General features: G+C 39.0%; 8 protein-coding genes. All 8 read left to right on the forward strand.

Annotated elements, in window-relative coordinates:
- Positions 1-23: 23 nt before the first annotated feature.
- The 8 genes from BMX45_RS17515 (at position 24) to BMX45_RS17540 (ending at position 13,299) form a co-directional block, all read left to right on the forward strand.
- The gene (locus BMX45_RS17515; protein WP_090910806.1) at positions 24-6,464 is read left to right on the forward strand and encodes a phage tail tape measure protein; all 6,441 of its coding nucleotides are present in this window, start codon (positions 24-26) and stop codon (positions 6,462-6,464) included.
- A gap of 44 nt (positions 6,465-6,508) precedes the next feature.
- Positions 6,509-10,054, forward strand: coding sequence for a phage tail spike protein (locus BMX45_RS17520; protein WP_139212462.1), 3,546 nt, complete (start codon positions 6,509-6,511; stop codon positions 10,052-10,054).
- A gap of 158 nt (positions 10,055-10,212) precedes the next feature.
- Complete coding sequence (locus BMX45_RS31360) at positions 10,213-10,452, forward strand: ankyrin repeat domain-containing protein (protein WP_090910808.1); 240 nt, start codon at positions 10,213-10,215, stop codon at positions 10,450-10,452.
- On the forward strand, positions 10,440-10,913 hold the full coding sequence (locus BMX45_RS31030; protein ID WP_139212463.1) for a PAAR domain-containing protein: 474 nt from the start codon (positions 10,440-10,442) through the stop codon (positions 10,911-10,913). Before BMX45_RS31360 ends, BMX45_RS31030 begins: the two co-directional genes overlap by 13 nt.
- Before the next feature lie 119 nt (positions 10,914-11,032).
- Positions 11,033-11,146 carry a putative holin-like toxin gene (locus tag BMX45_RS31835; RefSeq protein ID WP_254778119.1) on the forward strand — a complete coding sequence of 38 codons (114 nt, stop codon included), beginning with the start codon at positions 11,033-11,035 and terminating at the stop codon, positions 11,144-11,146.
- A 209-nt stretch (positions 11,147-11,355) separates the two neighbouring features.
- On the forward strand, positions 11,356-12,003 hold the full coding sequence (locus BMX45_RS17530; protein WP_175495137.1) for a phage tail domain-containing protein: 648 nt from the start codon (positions 11,356-11,358) through the stop codon (positions 12,001-12,003).
- A 14-nt stretch (positions 12,004-12,017) separates the two neighbouring features.
- A complete protein-coding gene (locus BMX45_RS17535) occupies positions 12,018-12,653 on the forward strand; it encodes a hypothetical protein (RefSeq protein ID WP_090910809.1) in 636 nt (211 codons plus the stop codon).
- 10 nt (positions 12,654-12,663) lie between these two features.
- Entirely contained in the window at positions 12,664-13,299 is a 636-nt protein-coding gene (locus BMX45_RS17540; protein WP_090910810.1) for a phage tail domain-containing protein, read from the forward strand.
- Positions 13,300-13,314: the final 15 nt, after the last annotated feature.

Here is a 13,314-nt window from a genome sequence, read left to right on the forward strand (position 1 = left end):
ACGAAGGAAGTGAACATGGATTTATGGCCGATGATTTGAAGATTTTTATTTCAGCACGCCTGGATATGAACCAGTCAATAAAAGATATTAACAAGCAAATCTTAGCGCTATCCACCAATCCAAACTTAAGAAAATTGCAAATCGACATAGCGCTCGATAACGCTATAGTAAAAACAATAAGAAGTATTACGACTGCAACTGACAAACTTAATGCAGTACTGCTCTCGCAAAACAAAGCAATCTCAAACAATGTATCTGCATATAAGCGTCTTAAAACGGTTCTGGGAAGCATCAATAGAAATATGCATTCTCAAAATGAATTGATCCAAAAATCAATAATGGCACGTGAATCGAATAAAAATGCTTTACAATCCGAAACTACACAATATGAGAAGCAAAAACGAACAATTCAGGGACTCAATAAACAAACTCAAATATTAGCAGCTACCCGAAGAACCTTAGCTACCACATCTGCAAATCATGGCTCAGTTCCGGGTCAATCTTCAGCCAGTAACCCAAATAATCAAGGTGGAGTAGTCCAAAACACAGGACCGTCGCTAGTGAGGAGAATGGAAAATTGGAATATTGCGACGGAAGCTCTTAGAATTCCCTTACAACTGTTACAAAGTGGTGCCAAGTATGTTAATGAGCTGGATACCGCCATGTCGAATCTAACCAGAGCCACGAATGCTTCATCCATTGAAATTCAAAATTTCCTTGGAGATGCTAATGCCGTAGCGAACGAAATCGGCGGTCTAACTGTAAATGTCATCAATTCAGCCACGGAATGGGCGAATTTAGGATACTCTATTAATCAGTCAAAGGCTCTTGCTAAACAAACACTGGTGCTGCAAAATGTCGGGGACTTTGACTCAGTTGAGCAAGCTTCCAAAGCTCTTCTGTCCACAATCAAAGGTTTCGGGATTGAGGTCGATAATGAAGGAAAGAACGTAGCGAATATCGTTGATATCTATAATGAAGTAGGAAACAGATTCGGCATCACCTCTCAAGGTATCAGTGAAGCCATGAATAGCTCAGCTACGAGTCTGAACGCAGCCGGTAACACGATAGAAGAATCCGTAGCCATGATAACAGCCGCTAACACTTCTATTCAGGATCCGGGGAAGATTGGTGAAGGGTTAAATACCATCTCAAAACGTTTAAGGGGCATCGGCGAAAATGGTGAAACGTTGACAGAGATTCTCCCTACACTTGATTCCAAGTTTGCTTCCATTGGTCTCACTTTGAAAAAAAGTGACAACACCTACAAAAGTACATTCGATATTTTTCAAGAACTCTCTTCAGTATGGGATCACCTCTCCTCCACTGAACAAATCGAAATTACGCAGCTCATAGGTGAGGATCAGCAAGCAGTTGCTGCAAGTATTCTTGCTAATTGGCAAGACGCAGAGGGAGCTTTACAAGCCGGACTTCAATCCTTTGGCAGCGCTGCTCGTGAAAATGAAATTTATCTGGACTCATTACAAGGCCGAATTGCTGCCTTCACGAATGCAGCCAACTCTTTTTGGAGCAACAGTTTATCTTCAGACTTCCTAAAAGGTGTCGTGGATGTGGGAACAGGATTAATTAAATTTCTTGATAATTTGGGTAATACAACCGTATTAGTTACTGGACTCCTTCTAACCTTTAGGCATAAAGCCATTGGAGATTTAATCGTCGGTGCCGGACAAGCGGTACTAGCCCTATTTGGAGTTCGCAAAGCGATTGAGACTACCGGAGTTGCTGCCAATACAACTGCCGTTGCTCTAACAGGTATACAGAGAGCACTCGGAATCTTTGGTGTATTAATGTCAGTAGGTTCACTCATTTTCTCAGTTTTTAATCAAATTAGCAACAGTGCTTCCAAAAGCTCCGAGGAATTTGAAAATCTTAAACAAAGCATTGAGGAATCAACTCAAAACTTAACACAGCTCCAGGGTCTAAACGAACAATATAAAACGGGAAACAAATCGCAGGAAGAGCTGCTATCGATCCGTCAACAAATGAAGGAAATAATGCCGGAAATCGTATCTTATTATACTTCCGAGGGCGAGGCAGTATACAAAACAGCACAAGAAATAGATGAATTAATTGAAAAAGAACGTACATTAAACGCCGAGAGAAAGCAAAATCTTGTCGATGGTGGTTTTGAATCACTAATTGAACCAATTGATAATATTGAAAGTAGCCGAAAAGAAATCAAAAAAAAAGAACCGAAATTCAATGAATTTTCAGCTCAGGCAGAAGCTCTACCTATAATATTATCATTTAGTCTTAAAGAACTTGATGACTCGAGTGAATATGACGATCGTATAGCGGAACTTAAAGACAAAGTTCAATCAATATTCTCAAAACATGATTCAATTCCAGATCCAGGTTGGGTAGATAATATTCTAAGAGAAGATAAAATTGATGAGACTTTATCAAGAGTAAGAACCTCTCTTAAAAGTACATCAGCTGAAATAGCTTCAGAGAATCAAAAAATTGAATCAGAGTTAGAAAACTTTAAGACAATATTTAACGCAGCCAACGAAGTTGCACTTTACAACTTGGGGAATACAGATAAAACGACTGAGTTGTTTATGAATAAATTCTCCGATGCTTTCCTAACTAAAAATGCAAACTCAATTAATAAAGATAATTTTAAAAAAATAATACTACAATATGAGAATCTATCAAAAGAGCTTGCTAAACAAATAGACACAAACAAAATAGACTTATCAAAAATGTTTGAGACAGGCAATGTTTCTGAACTTGCCCCCCTACTCAATAATGTTGCTGGCGAATTGATAGATGTTTCGCAATTATTGGATCAATTCAAAAGCCAAACATATAATGATAAGTTTTCAGCTTCGATGGAAGAAATCAATCAAAAATATGAATCAGCAGCAGATAAAGTATCAGTTTACAACAAGTTATTGGCAGATAATTCATCTGAGACTGGGTTAAATGCCAAAGAAGTAGAGGAATTAATTAAGAAGGACAGGTCGTTAATTGATCTCTTCGAAATTGAAAATGGGCATATTAAACTGAATACCAAACTAGTTAATGAAAAGAGAAATACTGAAATTCAAGCCTTCAAAGAAATTGCTGCGGCTCGTAAACAAGACCTCGCTGATCAAAATAGTGTGTTGATGGATAAACTGAAAAGTTGGGGAATTGAGTTCTCAGCACTAGATACGCTTGCTGGATTGGAAGAGGCAAGAGCAACCATCAATGACCATAAACCTTCGAATTGGCAAGACATAAGTCCAGATAGTCTAGGTAGAAACGATAGCGTTGAAGATCTGAACAATTACAATAAAAAACAGAGAACGAAAGCTCTTGATTTTGTAGAGCAATATTATCTTCTATCCAAGGAATTGGGAATATTATCGAGCTCACTAGATAATGTTGGGACATCAACCGAAAAAACAAATAAAAGTACGAATGAGTCAAATAATACATTCAAAGAAACAAAAACCCTACTCGAAACAACCAATGTAAAGATACAAAAAATACAGAGCAGCATAAATCTGCTGCAATCCGAACGAAGTAAGTACAATAAAGGATCAAAAGAATATCGAAAGTCATTAATGGAAGAAATCACACTGTTGGAAAGACAAAAAGAGATCATTGATGAGTCGATTGTTAGTGTTCAAAAATCAGAAAAATCAACTAAGAACACTAAATCTACCACAAAAACTAATTCTTTAACACAAACGAAATATTATGATCAAATTAATAAGTATGCTGAACAATATCTCGTAAATCCTAATCTGATAGCAGCAATTATAAAAACTGAAAGCTCATTTAATCCAACTGCCAGATCAGCAGCTGGTGCACAAGGATTAATGCAGCTTATGCCAGCCACTGCAAAATCCCTCGGTGTTAATAACAGCTATGATCCTGCACAAAACATAGAAGGCGGCACAAGGCATTTTGCTCGACTTTTGAACAAATATAAAGGCGATGTCGAGCTAGCTCTATATGCGTACAATGCTGGAGAAGGAAACGTTGATAAGTGGATAAAGAGCGGACAAATCAACAACATCCCTTTCAAAGAAACTAAAGCCTATGCTCCTAAGGTACTGAAAGCATTTAATGAATATAACACCAATACTAATCATGTTACTGCAACCCAAGACTCTTCGGACGATGTATCTGAACTTCAAGCCAAATCTAAAGAGAAAGATTCCGAAATCTATAAATTGAGAGTGGAGTTCATTCAAAGTACAATTGTAGAATCAGACAACCGATTAGAAAAGATCGATAATAATATCGCTAAGTCTAAGAATAAACAATCCACACATGATAACCTCTCAACAGAATGGCGAAAAGAAGAAATGTCCCAAATAAGCTATATGGAACAAAGACAGAAGGAATTATTTAATCAAAATGAGAAGACCTCCAGACTAGTAAAACAAAAGAAGATTACAGGCGGAGAATTCCAACAACAAATCGATCAAAACAATCTCGAGATAGAAAAAATTGAAACGGAGATTCAAGAAAAACGTTACGCCGTTCTAGTCAGCAGCCTTGATCAATATGAGCAAAAACGGAAACAAGCCTCACTAAAGATCGAGGCATCTGAAACGAGGAGTTCCTTGTTAGACTCCGCATCTCCTGCATATCGCAAAGAACTTGAAGATCAACTAACGTTGAAGCAAGAAATTAACAAACAAAATGAAGCCGAGATCCAAACCATTAATGAAAAGTTACAAAATACAAAACTTCTCCCCAAAGATGTCGCTGCTCTTAAAGAAAGATTGAAATTGCTTGAAGGACACAAACTTTCGGTCCAAGTCGAGATAGATGACATTAAAGGTGATATCATAGAAAGCCAGCTTGAAGAATATTCCGATAAAATTAGGGATAAAGATGCTGAGATCAAGATCATTCAGGATAACCTTCGTAATTTAGAAAAAGGCACCCCCGAATACACGCAAGAATTAATGAAACAAATCCCGCTCATACAAGACAAAATCAGGCTGAATCAAGCCGAGATTGCCTATCTGGAAGCTCAAACGAAAAGAACGGATATTAGCATTGCTAAGCGAAAAGAATATAACCAATTGCTAGTAGAGGCTAAAGAGAATAATCGTTCACTGATGCAAGACGAAAGATCGATCCGAATGGAAATTGCCGATGGAATCATCGAGGATTACAAGAAGGCCATCAATAAGCAGAAGGAGCTTGAACTTTCCGCTATAGACGAAAAGATGAAGGCTGAGGACGAACGCCATAAAGAAGCGATTAAACATCTGGACGATGAATTTAAAACGTTTGAAAAGTATATAAATGCCCAACTGAAGGCTATGGACCGACAAAACGCCTCGGACGATTACGATAAGGAATTAGCCAAGAAACTCAAAGAAAGACAAGAAATTATCGATAAAATAAACGTTCTGCAGCTCGACAATTCAATGGAAGCTAAGGCGAAACGTAAGGATTTACAGGGGCAACTGGATGCCAAAAATGAGGAAATCGACGAATTTAAATTACAACGTGATCGGGAAACGTCAAAGCAAACTCTCCAAGATTTGTTGGATGACCGCAAGGAATATCTGGATCAGGTGCGGACCCATGAAGACGATCAATACGAAGAATCACGTGAGAAAAACGAACAAGAGAAAAAAGATATTGAACGGAAATATAATTCCATGCTTAACGATGAGAAGAATTTTTACCGGATTAAGCAAGGACTTCTTAGTGAAGACAAAGCTGTTGTCAAAGCAACGACAGAGGAAATAAAGCTATTTTACACGCTATTATATGCTGAGCTCGAGCAAGCCTTGATTAACCATAAAACCATCACGCAGCAAGAATATAACAACATAAGAGATAGCTTCAACCAAAGTAATGGTAATCTCGATCATTACGGTAATAACGGTGGCACTACAGGCGGTACCAATGGACATGCAGCCGATTCTACAATCACACCAGACGTAGCTAAAGCTTGGTCAAATTATCTTGGCAACAAAAAACTGGCTGAAGAACATCAGAGAGAAAGAATGAAGTATAAAAAAGGTTCCCCCGACTATGAAAAAATATCCAATCGGATTAAAGAGTTAAGTGAGGAGAACCAAAAGTACCGGAACACTTATAAATTTAAAGACGGTTCTTATGAAGAATTAAAGGGATTTACCGGCTCATCTATATTCAATGCAGCTTCTGGCGGCATGACCCCTGCCTGGGGCTCGGAAGGCAAGTTCCTCCTTGCTCATGAAAAAGAATTGATACTAAATAAATCAGATACTTCCAATCTCCTTAAAATTGTTGGCTTTACTAGAAAGATTATTGATTCCATTAAAGGAAGCTTTAATCATGATACCTTCAAAGCAACCTCTACCTCAACCGTAACAGACAACAGTATCAGAATTGACAATGTATCCATACATGCTGACAACCAAGATACCGGTACAAGCCTTCTGCAGAAATTTGAAACTGCCCTTCATACTAAGCTTAAGCACCGGACGATATAAATTTAATGCTTCTCCCCTCTTCTCCAAAGAAAGGAGTGTATTCCTTGTTAGGTGAAATCGATTATAATTTGAAACCAGTCAAACCTCAATATTTCATCGCTAAACCCAATCGCGAGATTATAGGTAAACTGAGTGAAGTATACAATGTAAGTCGAACCAATAAATTAAATGATATCGATGAACTCGATCTTACTGTTCCATATCAACTAGATGTTAACCATAAACTAATCAAAAATAAAAATATTAATAATCTTAAAGAACGATACTTATTAAAGGTGGTTACAGCTCGACAAACGGATTGGTTCATCATCAAAGAGATAAATGATAACGCCAGCGATTCAGAAACTTCAAAAACCATTCGTTGCGTGTCCTTAGCACATGAGTTAACAGATAAGGCCATTCGAATGTATTTAGGCGAGTCTATCCACGCAAGGCAAATATTAAACGATCTGACAGCTAACACGACCTGGACACCTGCTTATATCGATGCAGATTTCGAATTGACCTACAGAACTTTTGATTTCCCCTCCACTAATGTGCTTGATGCCATCTTTTCTGTCGCTGAAACTTATAACGCAATTGTACATTTTGATACGGATAAACGGGAACTAAGCCTGACAAAACCTGAATTAACAGGGCTAAATCGAGGGCTAACCTTTTCTTATGGCAAGTACTTAAACAGCTTAGGCAAGACAATACAAACTGATGAGATGGTTACCCGACTAACGGCCACCGGCAGTGAAGGATTAGGTATTCAGAAAGTTAACCCTACCGGTCAGAACTATATCGAGAACTTCGGTTATTTTATGTACCCTTTCGAAAGAGATGCTCAGCGCAATATTCTATCCTCCAGCCATCATATGAGTGATTCGTTATGTCATGCCCTGCTCGACTACCAAGAACTCGTTGAAGCTCATTCGGGATTGTTCAACACCCATTATACGGAGCGTCAAAAGCTTCAGAATCAATTAATTCAGCTAGAAGGTGATCTTGATCGACTAAAGCGAGATGAAGCTAACGTGACCAGCACCATGATTTCGCTTCAATTCGATGGCAAGATGTTTTTCGAGAAGTATGGACATCAAGGTTCGAGTCAGAGATCCTTTGTCATTAATCAAACCTATGCTTATGCAGTCATGATCAAAGTGGATAACACAGCCGGTGTGTCCGTGAGTCTTGATGGACAAACAAGGTCTATAATTTCTAATCAGTGGGTGCTTCTCGGGAAGATTAAAGATCAATCGAGCACGCAAGTAGCAATTAACGGTGGGAGTACAGGTGTTTTTATACAGTTAGTTAACATCAGTCTTGGAGAATTCAATACTAACAATAATGATGCTGCTATTGTTGATCGATATAGCCTGGATCATAAAGAAAATCAGGTGAAACTAAAGGAGCTTGAGATTAGTTCTATTACCGCTACAATCCAACAGATTAACAATGAAATCGATATTCTTCAAACGAGGCTTACTGCCGAGAATAATTTTACTCCGGAACAGCTTCAGGAGCTGAATTATTATGTTATTGAGCGAGAGTTTAACGATGATACCTACGTAGATGAACAAGACCTATATCAAGCAGCGTTAGAAAAGTTCAAAGAGTTACAGCAGCCTCAATTATCCATAGATATCGATATCGTCAATTTTCTCGAAATTGTGGAAGAACAACGAAATTGGAATAAACTTCAGCTTGGTGACTTCGTCAACATCAAATATGAGCCTACGAACACTTATGTAACAGCTAGAATAACTGAGATTGCTTACAACTACGAAAATTCCAACATCAATCTGACTCTTTCCAACGCCAAAAGCGTGAATGATGAATCCACCCGAATCGAGAAATTCCTTAATGATGCCAAAAATACAGCTGTTGTAGTCGATCTCAATAAGACCAAATGGGGTAAGGCGGTCGTCGATACCTCAGAGATGAGCAAACTGTTTGATAACTTTTGGAACAAAGTGACGAACGACATTAATATGGCATCGAATGAATTCGTTACGATTGACCGAAAAGGCATTACGATTATTGATCCCAATGACCCCCTCCGATTTTTGAGAGCTACACATGGTGTATTGGGTTTAACTCGCTCAGGTGGACTCCGGTACGAGACCGCAATTTCCGCAGATGGAGTAATTGCAGAAATGGTATTAGGGAAGATTATCCTTGGTTCAAGAGTTGTGATTGGTGACGATGACGGCATATTTACTATCGAGGGACCAAAACTAACCATTCAGGATCGATGTGAGCGTGCAGTTTTGAAACTTGGTCTCCTCTCTGAAAGACCAGACATATTTGGTATGTATGTAAATCGATATGCCTCCCCTAACTGCAGTAATAAAACTATTACCAATGTAACAGGAATGAATAATGACAAAGGTTTTTACATCGATAAAATCCGAAATGGTATCACTTCCAACGTGTTTGGACTATCTCAGGATGGGAACCTGCGCCTAAGAACAGGTGATAACAATGAGGTAATGATAGTAGATCAAAATGGTCTGGGATTGGGCTCGGAAACATGGGCATTAGCACCTTTCCGTGTTAATTATAAAGGCGAAGCATGGTTAGAATCGTTGTGGGCTACTAACGCTTACATTCAAAACTCAAAGTTTATAAACGGTGCTATTGAAGGTTCTTCTCTCACTCTGCATGATGCTGGTGGAGTAATGAAGATGTTCCCTCGCATTGGATTTTGGGCTGGATTAAATGCAGAAGATCCAATTGATGCATCCATTTATATCACTATGGATGGTAAATTGCTTATGAAAGGGCCTAATGGACAATTCTTTATTAATACCCAAGATGGATACGTTGATTTTAACGGTATGGATGTTCGAGGAATTGGAGCTATTGACGCTGAACTTCTTGCGGCAAATATGCTTTCTGTACAAGACGGTATCATCTCGAACCTTACTGCTGGCAAACTATCTACTTTAACGAAGACGGCACTTGATGACTGGTCAGACTATATTCGGATCGAGGGAAATAGTATAAAGTTCATTACAGGTAAAGTGAAGCCTGGAAGCGGAATACACAAAAAACTCCCAGATGGTCGTCCTTTATATTGGGTCTCTGCAGAACAAACAGGGCTAATGAGCGTTGAACCTACGGCATGGCCTGTGTTGGTTTATGATATGGATGAAAAGATTAAGGAAAATAAAACATTTATCGGAAGCGGTAGTAGTGCATTTCCTGTAACCATGTCTGGTGAAGGCGATGGCATGAAAAAATTCGATTCGAACAATCCAATTGATCCTAGTATGGCTGGAAAGAATATGTCAGGCAGAGGATTCTTGTCAAAGCCTAACGGCTCTTATGATATGCTTTACTTCTCTTCAAATTATGGGCGTGAAAGAAGCATGAGGTTAAGAGATGACGAAATCACAGTTGTCTCAGAGGCAGGAAAATTTAATGCAAAAAGTAAGGATTTTAACTTCATAGTAGATGAGGGTACGTATAAAATAGGACTTACTAATGGAACGATTTTTGAAGTCTCTCCTACTGGTGTGAATATGGATGTTCAAGGAGACATTAACATTAAGGCTACAGGAACTGTTACTATTAACGGTCAGCAAATTAAACTTAATTAAACCATCAGCACAGGCACAGAAAGTAGCAATACCGAAACTCAAACAGGAAGTAACGATAATACAAGCAAGCCCAACAACAGTAAGGGAGTGTACGTTCAAAATTTGAAAGTGACATACTCGACAGATGGCAAGTAGATGCAACAAAAATTCGTGAAGCGTTGAACAGTGGAAAGCTCGATGTTAATGCTCAGGATGAAGAAACTGGTAACACGTTGCTTCATTATGTGATTCTAGAAAATAACTTCAGTGCTTACACAGCCGTAAAGCAAAACGCACTAAACGTTGACATTCAAAATAAGCAGGGGCAGACCCCGTTACATATTAGTGTAACCGAAAAAAATATATTCTTCTTTTCTGAACTCAAGGATTTAAAAGGAGGGACTAAATGCCCGGAGTAGCACTAAATAACGCACCAATTCAGCAAGTAAACAAATCAAGCCATGTTTCATACGTTGAGCGGTATGTGTACGACCGTGAATGTACAGATTATGACCAATTTGGAAACTGTACAGGCTGGAATCCACTGTACACAACTACAACTCATTACACCAACGCCAAGATAACAGGGAGTGTATCTTCTTCTCATAACGTCCTAGTTAATGGGGTTTCAGTTGTAACCGTTGGGGATGCCACACAGGAACAATGGATTGCTGATCCTTCTCCAAGCCCTAAATTGGATGGGATAATTATATCCATTAATCCTGGAACTTCTGATAGTGGTAGTGGAAAAGTATTCAATGGTAGTTCCAATGTCTTTGTGAATGGCAAAGCCTTAGCCTCCATCGGCTCAACTATAACTACTCACTTAGCTGTACCAAGTTCCATCACTAGAGGAAGCAACAATGTATTCGTGAATTAACATGTAAATGAGGAGAGCGTCTACTACAGGCGCTCTTTCGTTATTATGGTATAATATACCAGACAACAGAATGGCTAATATGGGCGGTCGGCTAGTCTCCTGCAAGGGAGGTGATGCCTGTGGAGGTTAAAGATGCTTTGACATTAATGATTCAATTCGGTTCGCTGCTTGTCACGCTAATCGGGTTGGTCGTAACGATAGTCATTGCACTACACCAAAGCAAAAAGAAATAGGCCGCCCGTGCTAGGGTGACGACCTATTTCAGATCCCAATACAGCCTACCGCCCTTAAAAGCGGCTGTTGTCAAGGAGTAAAGATGTTAGCGCATCTTCGCTCCTCTTTATTATATACATATTGTACCATAATATTACCCTGTTTCAAGCATTGCTAATCTGGGAAAGTCCATAAGGGTTAAAGTTAACAAAATTGTAGAGCGTCTTTGATGGGCGTTCTTTTTGTATTTAAGGAGGTGGTAAAAATAACTATACGCGATTCATTATACTTCTCATATGCTGGGAAAAAATCAGTTGACTTCGGAATCATCAACGTAAACATAAGCTCAGGCATGCAAGAAGAACCCCTAGGTGCGTCTAGGTCAATCCAAGAAGTGTCCATCCGTGGTCGAGATCGTCCCTATTTTCAAGATATAAAGAAAGAAACTTTGCAATTTAAGGTTTCATTTGCTTTTGAGGATGTATGGGATACCCAAAAAATTCGTGAAGTCGCTAGATGGCTAACGGATCACGACTATTATCAGGAATTCTACTTTACCAATGAAATAGGACGAGATCCTGAAAAAATTTACTATGCTTTATTTGTAGATGATCCCGTTTTAGTCCATAACGGATTAAAGCAAGGTTACATAACGTTGACCGTTCGTTGCGACAGTGCTACTGCATATTCCCCCACCATGACCTCACGTTTATATCAATGGGACGACCGAACTATTACTCTAAAAGTAACAGACTTTTCACTCGGTGAAAAAAAATCTATCGTTCTAGACTCAAACGGATATCTTGCCTTAAACCCACATCGTCCACGCTGGATTGATTACCCTTCTCCAATGAAGTGGTATGAACTAAACCCTTAAGAAAGGAGTATGAAATGGCTAAGACAACAACTAAACTTTCGCTAATCAAACCGGAATATAGCGATGAAATTGAACACACTATTAGCGCACTGGCAGAGAACTTTCAAAAATTAGATGATGATTCCAAAACCTATGTTAACACTCCTCCCACTTCAGGCGTTTGGCCTTCCAAACTTATCTTGCATGCCAACCAGCTATCCATTGGTGGGTACTTAGGTTGGGTAAATATCAGAGCTGGCACTGCAGCACCTATATGGGAAAGATTAAAATCATACAGCAACGGGTCGCATATTGTTCCCAAAAAAGATAACGGACATTATTACACCTGTATTCAGACGGGTTACTCTGGTTTGACTGAACCCATATTCCCAGTATCCAATGGCGGAGAAGTTCAAGATACTCGCGGCGCTAACCAATGGAATTCTAACCATTACTACAATGTCGATGATATTGTGTTTCCTCTGCTAGATAACGGACGTTTCTATGTATGTATCCAGGCTGGTGAATCAGGGGACGTTGAGCCTAATTGGATTACTGTAGATGGTGCCACAACCTATGATAAAAACGCAGTTTGGGCGAGTTATCGCATTGCTAGGTGGAAGGAAAGCGGAACTGCAGTCCACTTTCGTCCCTTCGGCAAAATAGAATAGAGGCGATACATTGGCTAATTGGTTATCAATCATAAACTTACAAGGAATGTACAAATCACCTGCTCAGTCTTTGCCCCTAATCACTGACGGAGTTTTAAGTAAAATATCTTGGGAAATGGAACAACCCCTGGAAAGTCAGATCGTGGTTCAAACCAGAGTCTCTACAAATGGTTATGAGTGGTCGGAATGGAGGAATTGTCTAAACGGTGGGCAAGTTCCAGACCTTAATGAAGATTCTCATCTAAACAATGCAAAATTTATGTTTCGGGTCCTTATACGTTCTAACTCATATCATATAATCCCGAAATTTAAGCATATCACCTTTGAATTTGAACCTGTTCTGGTGTTCGATAACAAAGGGGATCTTCATTGTAAACCAGAAATATGGATCACCAAAAAAGAAAATGGCGATTTCAGTATCCAAAATTTAACCCACAATTTAGATGAATTTAAATTTATGGATCTCATTCATGATGAGACGATCTACGTGAACAATGATGCAGAAGATATTGAAACATCACTCCCCATAACCTACCGCTATTCAAATTTCAATGATAATTATCTCGCTTTCCCAAGGGGTAAGAATATTCTCCGAATCAAGGGTAAGGCGGATATTCGATTAAGATATCAATTCAAAATGATCTAACATGGAGGTGATTAA

The organism is Paenibacillus sp. cl141a, from assembly GCF_900109305.1.
Taxonomy (GTDB): Bacteria; Bacillota; Bacilli; order Paenibacillales; family Paenibacillaceae; genus Paenibacillus_AQ; species Paenibacillus_AQ lautus_A.